The sequence below is a fragment of the Alphaproteobacteria bacterium genome, assembly GCA_026400645.1.
Classification (GTDB): domain Bacteria; phylum Pseudomonadota; class Alphaproteobacteria; order Paracaedibacterales; family CAIULA01; genus JAPLOP01.
In genome coordinates this window covers 17,063-34,358 of sequence record JAPLOP010000031.1, presented here as the reverse complement: position 1 = coordinate 34,358, position 17,296 = coordinate 17,063, and the positions used below count along the sequence as shown (strand labels likewise).

Sequence of the window (17,296 nt, the reverse complement as noted above, 5' to 3'; positions counted from 1 at the left end):
TTCGCACCACCGGTTTCTGCCAATACTTTCGTAATCGCAGCAGTCAATGATGTTTTACCGTGGTCAACGTGGCCAATCGTTCCTATGTTGCAGTGCGGCTTGTTCCGCTCAAATTTTGCTTTAGACATCGCTTGTGTTCCTCATTCTTTCGTTATGCTTGTTTTGCTTTAATCTCTTCCGCTACATGTTGCGGAACTTGCTCATAATGATCAAATACCATGGAGAATTGTGCTCTCCCTTGGCTCATTGACCTTAGTGTATTGACGTATCCAAACATGTTTGCCAGGGGCACCATTGCATTAATAACACGTGCATTTCCGCGCTGGTCCATTCCTGTAATTTGTCCACGACGACTGTTCAAATCGCCAATAACATCGCCCATATAATCTTCTGGGGTTACCGCTTCAACCTTCATAATGGGCTCCAACAATTTAGGAGCACATTTCACGATGCCTTCTCTAAAGGCTGCCCTTGCAGCGATTTCGAAAGCTAGTGTACTTGAGTCGACATCATGGTAAGCACCATCAGTCAATGTGGCTTTAAAATCAATAAGCGGATACCCTGCTACAACACCAGTTTCCATAGCTGAATGCAAGCCTTTTGTTACGCCAGGTATATATTCTTTTGGAACAGATCCACCAACAACCTTATTTTCGAAAACAAATCCTGATCCAGGTGCTAATGGTTCAAACAGAAGCTTAATTCTAGCGAACTGACCCGCACCACCCGATTGCTTTTTATGGGTATAATCGATCTCATTGGCTTTTGTGATCGTTTCCCTATAGGCAACCTGAGGAGCACCAATATTCGCCTCGACCTTGTATTCACGCCTGAGTATATCAACCTTAATTTCTAAATGCAACTCCCCCATGCCCTTAATAACCGTTTGACCTGTTTCCTGATCAGAACTGATTCTAAAGGATGGATCTTCCGATGCTAAGCGCGCCAAAGCAACACCCATTTTTTCTTGGTCGGCTTTTGTCTTGGGTTCAATAGCAATTTCAATGACCGGATCTGGGAATTCCATTTTTTCTAAAATAACGGGCTTATTTGGCGCACAAAGTGTTTCCCCTGTCGTTGTGTACTTTAATCCACACAAGGCAACGATATCACCGGCGCCAGCTTCTTTTATGTCTTCACGATTGTTTGCATGCATCAACAACATACGTCCAATGCGTTCCGTTCTGTCCTTGATCGAATTCAAAACGCTTGTTCCGGATTCAATGCGACCAGAATAAATACGCACAAAGGTAATAGATCCAACAAACGGGTCTGTCATGATTTTAAATGCCAAAGCAGCAAGCGGCTCTGAATCGTCAGCTTTCCGAATGACTTTTACATCGTCGCTATCCATTTCGATTCCTTCGACTGAACCGACGTCTCCTGGAGCTGGTAAATAGTCAACGATCGCATCCAATAGTGGCTGAACGCCCTTGTTCTTAAAGGCTGTTCCACACAATACAGGAACGAATAAACCATTCAAAACACCCTTACGGATACAGTCAACGATTTGTTCCGCTGTTGGTTCTTTGCCCTCTAGGTATGATTCCATGATGACATCGTTAGCTTCGACGACTGTCTCTAGCAGTCTTAGTCGATAGTCATTCGCCTTTGCGCGCAGATCATCGGGAATTGGAAGGATGTCAAATTTTGCACCAAGTGAATCATCTTGCCATACGATTGCTTCCATTTTGACCAAATCGATCACGCCGACAAAATCGCTTTCAGATCCAATTGGCAACTGCAAAACAACAGGTTTTGCCCCCAAACGATCAATGATCATGTCAACGCAACGATAAAAATCAGCACCAACGCGGTCCATTTTGTTAACGAAGCAGATTCTTGGAACGTTATATTTGTCAGCTTGACGCCAAACTGTTTCGGATTGGGGCTCAACACCCGCAACGCCATCAAACACAGCAACAGCACCATCCAAAACCCTAAGACTTCTTTCGACTTCGATTGTGAAATCAACGTGTCCAGGGGTGTCAATAATGTTAATGCGGTTATCGCGCCAAAAACAAGTCGTCGCGGCAGATGTAATTGTTATCCCGCGTTCTTGCTCTTGCTCCATCCAGTCCATAACGGCAGTGCCTTCATGAACTTCACCAATTTTATATGATTTTCCTGTGTAATACAGGATGCGTTCTGTCGTCGTCGTTTTTCCAGCATCGATATGAGCCATGATGCCAATATTACGATAGTGACTTAGGGGTGTTACTCTTGCCATGTTAACCTACCAACGATAGTGAGCAAATGCTCTGTTTGCTTCGGCCATCTTGTGAGTGTCTTCGCGTTTCTTTACAGAAGATCCCCTGTTGTTTGATGCGTCCAACAACTCAGATGAAAGACGATCGATCATGGTTTTCTCCGATCTTTTTCTCGAAGCGTTGATAATCCAACGAATAGCCAATGCCTGAGCCCGATTGTAACGAACTTCAGTTGGAACTTGGTAGGTTGCACCACCAACGCGCCTGGAACGAACCTCCAACGATGGTTTTACATTTTCCAGCGCATCATGAAATAGATCCAGCGAGTTTTTTCCACCCTTGCCATGAATCTTGTCGAGAGCGCCGTAAATGATACCCTCCGCGACAGATTTTTTACCTTCATACATCAAACTATTGACGAATTTCATCAAAACAACATCACCAAATTTTGAATCCGGCAAAACTTCTCTTTTCTCAGCGGCTCTACGACGTGACATACTACCTTGTTCCTTCTTAACGTTTTAAAAAGACCAAATACCTTAACTTTATCAAAAGAGCTATTACTTAGGCTTTTTTGATCCATATTTTGATCTAGCTTGCTTTCTGTTTTTTACACCCTGGGTATCCAAAGCACCACGAATAATGTGGTACCGAACACCCGGTAAGTCCTTTACACGGCCGCCGCGAATCAATACGACAGAGTGCTCTTGTAAGTTATGACCTTCACCAGGAATATATCCGGTTACTTCAAAACCATTTGTCAGTCTAATACGGGCGACCTTACGCAAAGCTGAGTTTGGCTTTTTAGGGGTCGTCGTAAAGACGCGTGTGCAGACACCTCTTTTTTGAGGGCAACTTTCGAGAGCCGGAACTTTATTCCGAGCGACTTTTGGTTCTCTAGGTTTACGAATGAGCTGATTAACTGTTGGCATTTATTTTCTTTCTATTACTCAAATAGCATCTTCTACAAAGAAGACCCCGCCATCGACAACATTATTGAAGATGCTATTATGGCTGGCCTTCCTTGTCAAGCGCTTTGTTACTATGCGACAGTCGTTTTCCGATACTGTTCGCGGCTTTCTTCGGCTCTGGCTGCGCTCTGGTCCATGGCTTCTTGATCCCTGCTAGCGGCAAGGGCACGAAGCTTACTGACAACGCTACCAGTACCTGCAGGCACCAAACGGCCAACGATGACGTTCTCCTTTAGGCCAACAAGATCATCCACCTTACCTGATACGGCAGCCTCCGTCAGGACACGTGTTGTCTCCTGGAAGGATGCAGCAGAAATAAAGGACTTGGTGTGCAAGGATGCCTTGGTGATTCCCTGAAGAACGGGCATCCCCTGAGCAGGTCTTTTGCCTTCCAATTCTAGTCCCTTGTTTATCTTCTCAAATTCACTTCGATCAACTTGCTCACCAACGATATACTGCGAATCCCCACCATCGGTAATCTCGTGCTTTTGAAGCATTTGCCTGACGATGACCTCGATATGTTTATCGTTAATTGGAACACCCTGCAAGCGATAAACTTGTTGAATTTCGCTGACAAGATAGGCAGCAAGCGCCTCCACACCCAGGATTCGCAAAATGTCATGGGGAACAGCGTTACCATCCACCAACAATTCTCCTCGCTTAACGTAATCCCCCTCGTGAACTGTAATGTGCCGCCCCTTGGGAATCAAATATTCCAACGGTTGGCGTTCATCATTTTCAGGAAGAATGATAATTCTACGCTTTGCTTTATAGTCCTTGCCGTACTCAACGCGTCCATCAAATTCAGCGATAATTGCCGCATCCTTTGGATGACGTGCCTCGAAAAGCTCAGAAACGCGCGGCAAACCACCAGTAATATCACGTGTTTTCATTTTTTCAATCGGGATACGCGCAATGACGTCACCCGCATAAACCCGTGCACCATTATCCGCATTGATAATCGTATCAACCGGCAAATGATAACGCGCTTCTATGCCCGTTTGCAGAACAACAGGGTTCCCTTTTTCATCGCGGATGCTGATCATGGGGCGCAAATCTCCGCCACGGGAGTTTTGTTTCCAGTCAACAACAACACGATTCGAAATACCTGTTGATTCGTCCACAACTTCGCGTAACGACTGGTTTTCAACCAAATCAACGTAATGCGCTATACCATCTTTTTCTGTCAGAACAGGAATCGTATAAGGATCCCATTCAACAAGACGTTGTCCCAACTTAACGGCATCGCCCTCTGCGACCAATAATTTAGACCCATAAGGAACTTTATACCGTACGCGTTCCCTGCCCTGATCGCCAACCAGAACTAATTCGCTGTTTCTAGAAATCACAACATTTGCCCCGGCGCTATTTTTAGCAAATGATACGTTCTTAAACGCGATGGTTGCATTATGTGCCGACTCTATGCTGGATTGTTCCGCCGCACGTTGGGCAGCTCCACCAATGTGGAACGTACGCATCGTTAGCTGAGTACCAGGCTCCCCGATTGATTGAGCCGCAATAACACCAACAGCCTCGCCATTACTAACGATTGTGCCACGCGCCAAATCTCTGCCATAACATTTGGCACAAATTCCAACTTCGGTTTCGCACGTTAATACGGACCTGATTGTGACTTCGTCAATGCCGGCTTCGGTAATCGCATCCAAAACATCTTCGTTGATTAGATGGCTTTCCTCGGCAATAACAACATCGGTTTGCGGATGAACAATCGAATTGGTTGTACACCTGCCCAAAACGCGATCCGCTAAGCTGATGATCGTATTGGCTCCCTCGACCACTGAACGAATCTTAATGCCACGGGTTGTTCCACAATCGTCTTCGGTGATAATGCAATCCTGCGCAACGTCAACAAGCCTTCTGGTTAGGTACCCAGAGTTTGCCGTCTTCAATGCCGTATCCGCCAAACCTTTACGTGTTCCGTGGGTTGAAATAAAGTATTCGTGAACCGTTAGCCCCTCTTTAAAGTTGGAGATAATAGGTGTTTCGATAATATCCCCTGACGGCTTTGTCATCAAACCACGCATACCGGACAGCTGCTTCATCTGTGCGGCCGATCCTCTCGCTTTTGAATGGGCCATCATATAGACCGAATTCACAGGCTCCCCTGGTTTGCTTTGCGACATAACTTTCATCATGGCTTCGGCAACCTTATCGGTACAGCGATCCCAAATATCGACAACCTTGTTGTACTTTTCACCCTGAGTAATCAAACCATCTAGATACTGTTGTTCATATTCGTTGACCATTGTTTTCGTTTGGGCAATAAGCTTTGTCTTTTCTTCCGGGATAATCAAGTCATCCTTACCAAATGAAATTGCACCCTTTGTCATATATTTAAAGCCAAGGCCCATAATATGATCAACGAAAATCACGGTCTCTTTTTGTCCGCAATGGCGATAGACAGTATCAACCAAGTTACCAATTTCATTGCTGGTCAAAATTTGGTTCACAACATCATAGGGAACCTTCTCATGAGCCGGCAAAAGCTGCCCCAGGATCATACGACCTGGAGTTGTCGGAACGCGCTTGTAATAAACGTCACCGGCCTCTGTATAATAGGCTGTCCGTGCAAAAATCTTGGTATGCAGCTCGACAACTTTTTCCTGAAGGGCGAATTCAGCTTCAGCGATACTTCCAAAAATCGATCCCTCGCCTGGCAAGCCTTCAGTCTCTAGTGACAAATAATACAGACCCAAAACGATATCCTTGGACGGAACAATAATTGGACGGCCGTTCGATGGGCTCAAGATGTTATTCGTTGACATCATCAGAACACGACATTCCAACTGCGATTCCAAGGACAACGGAATATGGACCGCCATTTGATCCCCGTCAAAGTCAGCATTAAACGCCGCACAAACAAGCGGATGCAATTGAATTGCTTTTCCTTCGATCAGAATTGGTTCAAATGCTTGAATACCCAATCTATGCAACGTCGGCGCACGGTTTAGCATAACCGGATGCTCTCTGATCACATCCTCTAAAACATCCCATACTTCTGGGCGTTCTTTTTCGACCATGCGTTTGGCGGCCTTTAATGTGCTGGCCAATCCATACCGTTGTAACCGTGAATAGATAAAGGGTCTAAACAGCTCAAGTGCCATTTTTTTGGGCAAACCACACTGATGCAGCTTTAATTCTGGCCCCACAACGATCACAGAACGTCCGGAATAATCGACACGCTTTCCAAGAAGGTTCTGACGGAAACGACCCTGTTTCCCTTTTAACATATCGGCCAGTGATTTAAGCGGACGCTTGTTGGCCCCCGTGATTGCCCGACCACGACGCCCGTTATCAAACAACGCATCAACGGCTTCTTGCAGCATTCTTTTTTCGTTACGGACAATAATGTCTGGTGCGCGTAATTCTATCAACCGCTTTAAACGATTGTTTCTGTTGATGACCCGTCTGTACAGATCATTCAGATCGCTGGTTGCAAAACGTCCGCCATCCAGTGGAACAAGCGGGCGCAATTCTGGTGGAATAACCGGCACGACTTCTAGGATCAAATGCTCTGGTTTCGTTTTTGATTCCAAGAACGCTTCGATCAGCTTTAACCGCTTAACGGTTTTTTTCCGCCGGATTTCCGATGTTGTTTCGATTAATTCTTCGCGTAGGCGTTCACTTTCCGTTTCAGGATTGATTTTTGACAAAAGATCCTTTAATGCCTCTGCCCCGATACTGGCTTTAAAGGCTTCTTCGCCGTATTCGTCCTGAGCCTGGGCGTATTCTTCTTCTGTCAGCAGCTGCTGCGTTTTAAACGGTGTCATCCCCGGATCAGTTACAACATAACTCTCGAAATAGAGAATTTTTTCCAAATCTTTAAGCGCGATATCCAAAAGCATACCAATTCGGCTTGGTAAAGATTTTGTAAACCAAATATGTGCCACGGGTGAAGCAAGCTCGATATGACCCATGCGATCACGTCTTACCTTGCTCAAGGTCACTTCGACACCGCATTTTTCGCAAACGATGCCGCGGTATTTCATCCGCTTGTATTTCCCGCACAAGCATTCATAGTCCTTGATGGGGCCAAAAATCCTGGCACAGAACAATCCATCCCGTTCTGGCTTAAAGGTACGATAGTTAATTGTTTCTGGTTTCTTCACTTCCCCATAAGACCAAGACCGGATTTGTTCCGGACTGGCTATAGAGATTCGAATTGAATCGAATCCAGGGGAAATTTCATTACTCCCGAAATTATTATGTGACGCACGACTCATTCTTAAAACTCCTTATACGATTCCCTGGTACGACAACCAAAATACACCAAAAATGAATGAATTATGATTTATGATCAAAAGACATGTTTAGCCCCAAAGACCTAAGCTCCTTTACGAGCACGTTAAATGATTCTGGGATACCGGCTTCCATATTATCGTCGCCCCGAACGATGGCTTCGTAAACTTTCATACGACCCGCGACATCATCCGACTTAACCGTCAACATTTCTTGCAACGTGTAAGCCGCACCGTATGCTTCTAGGGCCCAGACTTCCATTTCACCAAATCGCTGCCCACCAAACTGCGCCTTACCACCCAAAGGTTGCTGCGTAACCAAGCTGTACGGTCCGATGGAACGCGCATGGATTTTATCATCAACCAAATGGTGAAGCTTAAGCATATAAATATGGCCAACTGTTGCTTTGCGATCAAACTGTTCGCCCGTTCGTCCATCATACAAAACAACCTGTCCCGATGTATCCAGGCCAGCTTTGCTCAATTGGTCTTCGATTTCCGCCAAATGCGCACCATCAAAAACTGGTGTCGCCATGGGAACACCCTTGCCAAGATTGCCACAAAGTTCGATCAGCTGATCATTGGTAAGCTCATTGATATCCGCCCTGTCAGCCGGAGCCTCGTAAACCTTGAACAACGTTTCCTTAAGCGCATCAACCTTGATCTTTTTGGCTTTATATTGTTGCAATGCTGCATCAATTTGCTTACCAAAGGCTGCCGATGCAGCACCCAAGTGAATCTCCAGGATCTGCCCAACGTTCATACGCGATGGAACACCCAGCGGGTTCAAAATAATATCGACCGGTGTACCATCTTCTAGATAAGGCATGTCCTCCAAAGGAACAATTCGCGATACAACACCTTTGTTTCCGTGACGTCCGGCCATTTTATCGCCCGGCTGGAGCTTCCGCTTAACAGCGATAAAGACCTTAACCATCTTCAAGACGCCAGGAGGCAACTCATCACCACGACGAAGTTTATCAACCTTGCCCTCAAACACTGTTTGCAAGCGCGTAATACCAACATCCAACTGACGCTTCATTTCCTCGATCTCTGTCATGACGACGTCGTTATCGATGGTCAATTGATGCCACTGTGTATGCGTAAGTTCCGACAAAAGCTTAGCGTCAATAACTCCCTTTGCAGAAATTCCACGCGGCGCACTAACGATCGTTTGACCCAAAAGTTTTTCTTGCAGATGCTTATAATAGCTTCTTTCCAGAATAGTTCTTTCGGCATTACGATCATTCGCCAATCGTTCGATTTCTTGCCGTTCGATTGCAACTGAACGCTCGTCCTTGTCGACGCCACGCCTTGAAAAGACGCGAACTTCAACAACGGTACCGCTAACCCCTGGTGGAACCCTAAGGGAACTATCCCGTACATCGGATGCTTTTTCCCCAAAAATGGCTCGCAAAAGTTTTTCTTCGGGTGTCATGGGAACTTCGCCTTTTGGCGTTACTTTTCCAACCAAAATATCCCCAGGACCAACCTCGGCCCCAACATAAATAATTCCGGATTCATCCAAATTCCGCAAAGATTCTTCCCCTGCATTGGGAATATCACGGGTTATTTCCTCGTTGCCAAGCTTTGTATCACGGGCCATCAGCTCGAATCCATCGATGTGAATCGACGTAAACACGTCATCCTGACCAATGCGATCGGAAATAACGATCGAGTCTTCGAAGTTATATCCCTGCCATGACATAAACGCGACCAGAACGTTTCGGCCCAAAGCCAATTCGCCAAGATCCGTTGCAGGACCGTCGGCAATAATATCGCCCTTATTCACAATGTCACCCGTCCTAACCAATGGTTTTTGGTTAATGCAGGTGCTCATGTTGGACCCTTGGAATTTCTGCAGATTATAGATATCGACACCAACGTTACTTTCGTTGACTTCTTCATCATCTGTAGCCCGAACAACGATTCGTTTTCCATCGACTTGGTCAATAATTCCGGATCGTTTTGCAACAATGGCAGCGCCCGAATCTCTGGCAACGATATATTCCATTCCCGTACCAATTAACGGTGCTGCTGTCTTAACCAACGGAACGGCTTGCCGTTGCATGTTCGATCCCATAAGCGCACGGCTGGCGTCATCGTTTTCCAAAAATGGAATCAACGATGCGGCCACAGAAACCAGCTGTTTTGGGGAAACGTCCACAAGGTCGACTTCTGACCTGGAATAAATTCCGTACTCGCCGGCCTTACGACAGGTTAGAAACTCTTCCAGCATGTTTCCGTCTTTATCCAGTTTGATGCTGGCCTGGGCAATCGTATGCCGCCCCTCTTCCATGGCTGTCAAATAAACAACTTCTGGCGTCACAACGTCATTCGATGCTTTGCGATAGGGGCTTTCGATGAAGCCATATTTGTTAACACGCGCATAGGTGGCCAACGAGTTAATCAACCCGATATTCGGCCCTTCCGGTGTTTCAATCGGACAAATACGGCCATAATGGGTTGGGTGAACGTCTCGGACTTCGAAACCGGCACGGTCTCTGGACAATCCACCAGGTCCCAATGCGGACAAACGCCTTTTGTGCGTAATTTCGGACAAAGGATTCGTTTGGTCCATAAACTGTGACAACTGGGATGATCCAAAAAATTCTCTGATCGCTGCTGCAACGGGTTTCGCATTAATCAAATCATGCGGCATCACGGTATCGACTTCGACGGATCCCATACGTTCACGTATAGCGCGCTCCATTCTAACGATGCCCAACCTGTATTGATTTTCTAAAAGCTCACCAACCGACCTGACGCGTCTGTTTCCAAGGTTGTCAATATCATCAATCTCGCCACGGCCATCTTTAAGCTCGAGCAACATTCTAATGATATGAACGACGTCTTCTTTCCTTAGGGTGCGGACCGTATCTGGTGTTTTCAGTCCCAAACGTGCATTCATTTTAACACGACCAACAGCTGATAGATCATAGCGTTCAGAATCAAAGAACAGACCTCTGAACAACGCTTCTCCACCTTCTACGGTTGGGGGCTCGCCTGGGCGCAAGGCACGATAAATATCGATTAAGGCTTCTTCGCGGTTTTGGCTTCTATCTGCCATCAAGGTTTGCAGTAAATAGGATCCCACATTCACATGATCAATATAAAGAACTGGTAACCGTTCGACAGCTATTTTCTCTAATGTTTCAAGTGTTTCAGCAGTGATCTCATCCCCGGCCTCTAAATAAATTTCGCCTGTTTCTTCGTTAATATAATCATTGGCGATATTTTGGCCAAGCAACTCTTCAGCAGCAACCTGAATATCCAAAAGACCATTCGTTGCTAGCTTCTTTGTCATGCGTGGGGTCAGCTTAGTCCCTGCTTCGGCGACTATTTCCCCCGTTTGCGCATCAACCAAATTACTGACAAGCTTGATACCCTTCCAGCGTTCTGGAATAAAGGATGTCGTCCAGCCTTGTGCATTTCGCGAATAAATGATTGTTTTATAAAATGTATTTAGAATTTCCTCACGGGACATTCCCGTATTGTTGGGAATAGTAATATCTGCGCCATCTGCTTTTTCACGGCGCAGTTTTTCTGTTTCTGCACTTTCCAAAGCCATCAAAAATGTGGTCACCGGCAATTTACGACGACGATCAACACGGACAAAAATCATATCTTTTGGATCAAATTCGAAATCCAACCAAGACCCACGATAGGGAACAATTCTGGCTGCGAACAAAAATTTCCCCGATGAATGTGTTTTTCCGCGATCATGATCAAAAAACACACCGGGACTTCTGTGCATTTGGGAAACGATAACGCGCTCGATACCATTAATGACAAAGGTTCCGCGATCCGTCATCAGGGGGATGTCACCCATATAAACGTCTTGTTCTTTAATGTCACGAATTGTCCTGGACCCGGTATCAGCATCAACATCCCAAACAACAAGGCGGAATGTTACTTTTAAAGGCGCCGAATACGTCATTCCCCTTTGGCGGGATTCATCCTCGTCGTATTTTGGTGTATCAAAATCGTATTTGAAAAACTCCAGCTGTGATTTGCCGGCATAGTCCTTGATTGGAAAAAGGGATTTAAACACCTCTTGAAGTCCAATGGTTTCGCGCTTTTCGGGCGCTACTTTTATTTGCAGAAAGCTTTCATAAGACGATTTTTGCATTGCAATCAAGTTTGGCAGCGGAGTTACTTCCTCAATACGCCCAAACGATTTACGAAATCTTTTACGTCCTGTATACGATCTAACCATCGATACCGTTCCCCCAAATGTGCTTAATATATGCCTGATAATTCTTGTTTTTTGCGCTTTTATTGTTTCGTTGATGAATAAAAGTCACTATGAACCCGTATGATATTACGTTTCTTGAAAGGGCAGGATATAACTGCATTCGTTCCTAGCGACTAAACTAATCAGATATACCAAATTTTACGCTTGCTATTAAGTTTCTTAACCTAATGCTTTTAGGCAAAAACTGCAACGATGCTCCCTAAAAAACATCGCTACAGTTTTTGAAAAATAGTGCTTCCATTACTTTATGGAAACTTTTGCTCCAGCTTCTTCTAGCTGCTTCTTAATTTTTTCAGCTTCATCTTTTGAAACTGCTTGCTTGACCATCTTTGGTGCGGCTTCTACAAGGTCTTTTGCTTCCTTGAGACCCAAACCAGTAATCGCGCGAACTTCTTTAATGACGTTGATTTTGTTTGCACCGAATTCATCCAATGAAACATCAAATTCTGTCTTAACTTCTGCAACTTCTGCTTGTGCTGCTGGTGCAGCAGCAACGGCTGCAGCGGCGCTAACGCCCCATGTTTCTTCTAGTCTTTTTGACAGCTCGGCTGCCTCTAGAACTGTTAAACCAGATAATTCTTCAACGATTTTTGCTAACTTTGCCATTTAAACTCTCCAATAATGGTACTTATCTAAAAATACTTCTTAATAATATTACTTTAAAACTACTCTGAACCCTTTGCTGCCAGAACCCGAGCAACGCGTGCCGCCGGTTCCTTTAACAAAATAGCCAGTTTGGTTGCAGGCGCAGAAATAACACCAATGATCTTTCCACGCAGTTCGTCAAGAGATGGCAGTGTTGCAAGTGCTTTCACGGCATCTTCAGACAAAACTAGGCCGTTCATACATCCGCCAACAATGACCAATTTCTTGTTATCATTCGCGAACTTTACAGCGACCTTTGCGGCACTAATGGGATCACTAGAATACGCAAGAGCCGTTGGCCCCTGAAGCATTTCGGTGATTCCTTCTAGTGCTGTCCCTTTTACAGCTAGTCGGGCGAGAGTATTTTTTAAAACCTTAAACTCGGCTTGTGATTCACGCATACGACGACGCAGTGCAGTAACTTCAGAAACAGTGAGGCCCACTTGACGTGTCACGATCACTGTTTGTGCGTTTTGCAATTCGTCACGCATACGCAAGACTAAACCTTCTTTTTGCGTACGGTCCATTACTCTACTCCTCTAATAAAAGCCAATGAAGGCCACATCGCCTCCATTAAGACCACAGAAGGAGTGGAAGATTCAAATGCCATCAAGTTAACGTAACTTAATAAAACACCCAAAAACGTTTTCCCCTTCTGTCTGTGCGGGCAGCTTGCGCCATTAAACTGTTCCCATCGAAACAGCACCCACAGTCTTTGACAAAAAACTGCCCTAACATAGGGCAGGCATAAGGGAAAGTCAATAACTTATCCCTTAACTCGTAAAACTTAGCCTTCGATGGAAAAGGTTAAACCAGGTCCCATTGTCGAACTAAGACTCATTTTCTTGATATATGTTCCTTTGACACCAAGTGGCTTGGCCTTTGTGACAGCATCAATAAGAATCATGATGTTATCAACCAAAGCACTGTCATCAAAGCTAACTTTGCCAACGCCAGAATGAACAATACCCGCTTTTTCAGCACGGTATTCTACCTGGCCACCCTTGACGGCTTTAATTGCAGCGGCAACGTCCATAGTCACTGTGCCCAACTTTGGGTTTGGCATTAAACCACGTGGGCCCAATATCTTGCCAACGCGACCAACAAGACCCATCATATCGGGCGTTGCAATACAACGATCGAAATTGATATTCCCTGCTTGGATCTGTTCCATCAGCTCCTCAGCACCAACGATGTCAGCCCCAGCTTGTTCTGCTTCTATTGCCTTTGGGCCCCTCGCAAAAACAGCAACCTTATAGGTTTTTCCCGTTCCATGAGGCAACTGAACAACGCCACGAATGTTTTGCTCAGCTTTCCTGGGGTCAATATTCAAATTCATCGAAACTTCGATTGTTTCGTCAAATTTTGCTTTAGCCACGGATTTTAAAACCTTTATGGCGTCTGCCAAGCCGTAAACTTTATTTTTGTCAACAGCGGCGTAAGCAACCTTTAGTCTTTTACAAATTTTTGCCATAATTTACTCCGATACCTCAATTCCCATTGACCGAGCTGACCCAACAATCATCGTGCATGCTGCGTCAATATCAAGCGCATTAAGATCTTTCATCTTAATGGCTGCGATTTCTCTGACCTGATCCATAGTCACCGTACCAACTGTTCCACGACCTGGCGTCTGAATTCCTTTTTGAATTCCAGCTGCCTTTTTAAGGAAATGGGTGTTTGGCGGGGTCTTCATAACGAATGAAAACGTTTTATCCGCAAAGACGGTGATCACAACAGGAATCGGTGTTCCTGGTTCCATGCCTTGTGTTTGCGCATTGAACGATTTGCAAAATTCCATAATATTAAGTCCACGTTGACCTAATGCCGGCCCAATGGGCGGAGATGGATTTGCCTTACCGGCTGATACTTGTAATTTAATGTATCCTGTAACTTTTTTTGCCATAGTACTCCCCAATTATTGAGTTTGTGGTGCGGTTCGGCCACCTTCCACATATTTATATAAACTTAACCTTGTTGCTTTTCGACCTGACCGAATTCCAATTCAACCGGAGTCGGACGACCAAAAATCATAACGGACACTTTTAAGCGTCCCTTTTCACCATCAACATCTTCAACCAAACCGCTGAATGATGTAAATGGCCCTTCGCAAACGCGAACCTGCTCGCCAATCTCAAAACTAAGTGTATGGCGTGGTTTTTCAATCGAATCCTGCACTTGGCGAAGGATACGACTCACCTCGACTTCACTAATCGGACTTGGTTTGCCCTTCGCGCCCAGAAAACCAGAAACACGAGGCGTATTTTTTACCAAATGCCACGTTTCGTCTGTCAGCTCCATTTTCACCAGAACGTATCCGGGAAAATATTGTTTCTCTGTGTTGACTTTTGCACCCTTATGGATTTCGACAACTTCTTCTGATGGGACTAACATTTCCTCGAAACGGTCCGACATGCCTTTTTTCTCGGCTTGCTCCTGGATCGCCTGAACGACCTTTTTTTCAAAACCTGAGTAGACATTAATCACATACCAATGAGCACTGCGCGTCATCAAACTTTCCCCAAACTACAAACAAACATCTATTAACCAATGATCCAATGTAAAAGTCGATAAATAACTTGATCAACAATCATAAAATAAATAGCTGCTATAACTGCCAAAACAAAAACAACAACTGTCGTCAATGTCGTCTCTCGGCGACTTGGCCACGTTACTTTTCTTGATTCTTGACGAACCTCGTCTATAAAACGGGATATCTTTTTAAACAACCCTACTTTAGCAGTGGTCTTTCCAGAAATGGTCTTCATCGCGCCCCTTACGAACTCTTAAATTACTCGGCAACCAAATACTTGGCAGGAGTGGAGGGTCTCGAACCCCCAGCCTTCGGTTTTGGAGACCGACGCTCTAGCCAATTGAGCTACACTCCTAAACCTGCCTGCAAAAACAAAACACTGTCGTAACTTATAGCTCAATCTACCTATGGTTGTCCAGTGCAAAAAAATAATAGAATCATCCGCTATCATTAGGATATAACAAAACATAATACATTTTTATTGGCTATAAAACAGTGACACTTCCCCAGCCCCACCTAAAACCCGTTTGCCCAAATTTTGGTTCTGGCCCCACCCGCAAACACCCTGGCTGGAATCTGAAATCCCTCGACAAGGCATTGCTTGGACGATCCCACCGATCCATCCAGGGAAAAGAAAAATTAAAACAAGTTATTGATTTAACGCGATCCGTTTTGCAGATTCCAGCCGATCACAAAATAGCGATCCTTGCAGGATCCGCAACCGGAGCCATCGAATGTGCGCTTTGGTCCCTTTTGGGGCAGCGGCCGGTTGATGCCCTATCATTTGATGTATTTGGGAAACACTGGCTGGCTGACGTTATGGAACAATTGCGCCTGCCCGATGTTCGCCCCTTGGTTGCTGAATATGGGGAAATTCCCGACCTGGCGACTGTTGATTCGACCAACGATATTGTCTTTTCCTGGAATGGAACCACGTCCGGGACATGCATCCCCAATGGAGATTGGATTTCGGATACCCGACATGGCCTCACTATTTGTGATGCAACATCGGCGGCTTTTTGTTTTGATTTACCCTGGGACAAACTGGATGCGGTTGCATTTTCGTGGCAAAAAGGATTAGGAAGCGAGGCCGCTCATGGCATGCTGGTCCTAAGCCCCCGGGCCCTTGAGCGCCTTGAAACTCACCAGCCATCATGGCCGATACCCCGTATATTTCGCCTGACAAAAAACAACGTGGTTTCCGACGGCCTATTCAGGGGCGAAACAATCAACACACCATCCATGCTGTGCGCCGAAGATTGCCTGGGTGCGCTTTGTTGGGCGGAATCGATTGGCGGATTGAGCGGACTTCTTCAACGCTGTTCAGAAAATTTTTCCGTGGTTCGGGACTGGGTTCAGACAACACCCTGGATATCCTTTATGGCAGAGAGCCCAGAGATCACATCACCAACGTCGGTTTGCCTGACAGTTAACAATCCTCATGAAACGATACAAGGCCAGCGGGAATTTCTGCGGACTATGGCTAGCAAACTTCAAGAAAACCAAGTCGCCCTTGATATCGTGAACCATATTTTTGCACCACCATCCCTTAGGATTTGGTGTGGCCCAACGGTGGAGAAGCAGGATCTGATTAGTCTTTTGCCTTGGCTGGAGTGGTCTTATGCAGCGTCTTTAAAAACGCTTTGATTTCCGCAATGTTAACCGAATCTGGCTGAAGTTTTCCATCGATAAAAAATGCGGGCGCAAACTGGATGGGATTTCCCTTTTCATCAAGCGTCTGCAAAAAAACAGACGTCAGCGCGTTTTCAAGTACCGGGTTTTCTTTGACGGCGCTCAATATTTCATCAAGCGGGATCTTATGTTCAAAACAGAACAGCTTTAGGGATACAAATGGGTCACCCCCTTCAATGCACAAATCTTTTTTAAGGTCATCAGCAGGAACCCCAAGACGATCAGCCGTTTCCTTGATTTTTAGATCCAGCTCTCGTTGGCCAGGCGTATCCCCATCTCCCTTTTTATCCGAACCCTGTTCAGTCCGTGTTGGCATCCATTTTTCTTGATTGTAGAGAAAAAGATGGATTCGTTCGGGTGACAATGCGTATCCTTCTCCGTTAGGATTGGGAATAAGCGACAATTTTCCAACAACAAAATCCCAATTGTTAAACGGAAAAAGACGAAGGATGACTTTGATTTTCCCTGTTTTTATAAATTCTTCCTCTATTTTTGGCAGCATCGTTTTTATATAATCGGCACAATGCCCACAGGTTGGGGAAAAGCACACCTCAACAGTGGGCTTTATATCGCCGCCAAGGTTGTCAGCGCATTCCAAAACAATGCCTTCAACTGACGGCATAGAAACGGATGACGTTTCCTCCCCCGCCACGGCAATACACGTATCCAGCCCCATAAAAAGACTCAAAATCAAAAAAATACGCATTCTCGACATTCTTCTCTTTTTT

At 45.4% G+C, this 17,296-nt stretch carries 14 protein-coding genes and 1 tRNA gene; 1 reads left to right on the top strand and 14 read right to left on the bottom strand.

The features are described from left to right. The 13 genes from NTX76_05400 to NTX76_05340 all read right to left on the bottom strand — a co-directional run. On the bottom strand, nucleotides 1-128 hold a 128-nt coding region (locus NTX76_05400), incomplete at its 3' end, for a GTP-binding protein (GenBank protein MCX7338695.1). Nucleotides 129-151: 23 nt separating this feature from the next. Then, entirely contained in the window at nucleotides 152-2,230 is a 2,079-nt protein-coding gene (gene fusA / locus NTX76_05395; protein ID MCX7338694.1) for an elongation factor G, read from the bottom strand. 6 nt (nucleotides 2,231-2,236) lie between these two features. Then, nucleotides 2,237-2,707 (bottom strand): 30S ribosomal protein S7, encoded by a 471-nt coding sequence (gene rpsG, locus NTX76_05390; GenBank protein MCX7338693.1) that lies wholly within the window; start codon nucleotides 2,705-2,707, stop codon nucleotides 2,237-2,239. A gap of 63 nt (nucleotides 2,708-2,770) precedes the next feature. After that, a complete protein-coding gene (gene rpsL / locus NTX76_05385) occupies nucleotides 2,771-3,142 on the bottom strand; it encodes a 30S ribosomal protein S12 (protein ID MCX7338692.1) in 372 nt (123 codons plus the stop codon). A gap of 110 nt (nucleotides 3,143-3,252) precedes the next feature. Next, entirely contained in the window at nucleotides 3,253-7,425 is a 4,173-nt protein-coding gene (gene rpoC, locus NTX76_05380; protein ID MCX7338691.1) for a DNA-directed RNA polymerase subunit beta', read from the bottom strand. 61 nt (nucleotides 7,426-7,486) lie between these two features. Further along, nucleotides 7,487-11,659 (bottom strand): DNA-directed RNA polymerase subunit beta, encoded by a 4,173-nt coding sequence (gene rpoB, locus NTX76_05375; GenBank protein ID MCX7338690.1) that lies wholly within the window; start codon nucleotides 11,657-11,659, stop codon nucleotides 7,487-7,489. Between the two features lie 279 nt (nucleotides 11,660-11,938). Continuing rightward, nucleotides 11,939-12,304: a 50S ribosomal protein L7/L12 gene (gene rplL, locus NTX76_05370; GenBank protein MCX7338689.1), complete on the bottom strand. Its 366-nt coding sequence runs from the start codon at nucleotides 12,302-12,304 to the stop codon at nucleotides 11,939-11,941. A gap of 59 nt (nucleotides 12,305-12,363) precedes the next feature. Continuing rightward, nucleotides 12,364-12,870 (bottom strand): 50S ribosomal protein L10, encoded by a 507-nt coding sequence (rplJ, locus tag NTX76_05365; GenBank protein ID MCX7338688.1) that lies wholly within the window; start codon nucleotides 12,868-12,870, stop codon nucleotides 12,364-12,366. Nucleotides 12,871-13,130: 260 nt separating this feature from the next. Continuing rightward, a complete protein-coding gene (gene rplA, locus NTX76_05360) occupies nucleotides 13,131-13,817 on the bottom strand; it encodes a 50S ribosomal protein L1 (GenBank protein ID MCX7338687.1) in 687 nt (228 codons plus the stop codon). Between the two features lie 3 nt (nucleotides 13,818-13,820). Then, entirely contained in the window at nucleotides 13,821-14,249 is a 429-nt protein-coding gene (gene rplK, locus NTX76_05355) for a 50S ribosomal protein L11 (protein ID MCX7338686.1), read from the bottom strand. Between the two features lie 62 nt (nucleotides 14,250-14,311). After that, nucleotides 14,312-14,854 (bottom strand): transcription termination/antitermination protein NusG, encoded by a 543-nt coding sequence (nusG, locus tag NTX76_05350; GenBank protein ID MCX7338685.1) that lies wholly within the window; start codon nucleotides 14,852-14,854, stop codon nucleotides 14,312-14,314. Between the two features lie 32 nt (nucleotides 14,855-14,886). Further along, entirely contained in the window at nucleotides 14,887-15,111 is a 225-nt protein-coding gene (secE, locus tag NTX76_05345) for a preprotein translocase subunit SecE (GenBank protein MCX7338684.1), read from the bottom strand. A gap of 43 nt (nucleotides 15,112-15,154) precedes the next feature. Next, a tRNA-Trp gene (locus NTX76_05340) sits at nucleotides 15,155-15,231 on the bottom strand. A gap of 140 nt (nucleotides 15,232-15,371) precedes the next feature. On the opposite strand from NTX76_05340, the gene NTX76_05335 reads away from it, so the two are divergent. Then, nucleotides 15,372-16,523, top strand: a complete 1,152-nt coding sequence (locus tag NTX76_05335; GenBank protein MCX7338683.1) for a phosphoserine transaminase — start codon at nucleotides 15,372-15,374, stop codon at nucleotides 16,521-16,523. On the opposite strand, the gene NTX76_05330 is transcribed toward NTX76_05335, so the two are convergent. Next, a complete protein-coding gene (locus NTX76_05330) occupies nucleotides 16,468-17,283 on the bottom strand; it encodes a thioredoxin domain-containing protein (protein MCX7338682.1) in 816 nt (271 codons plus the stop codon). The two genes, NTX76_05335 and NTX76_05330, sit on opposite strands and share 56 nt — an antisense overlap. Nucleotides 17,284-17,296: the final 13 nt, after the last annotated feature.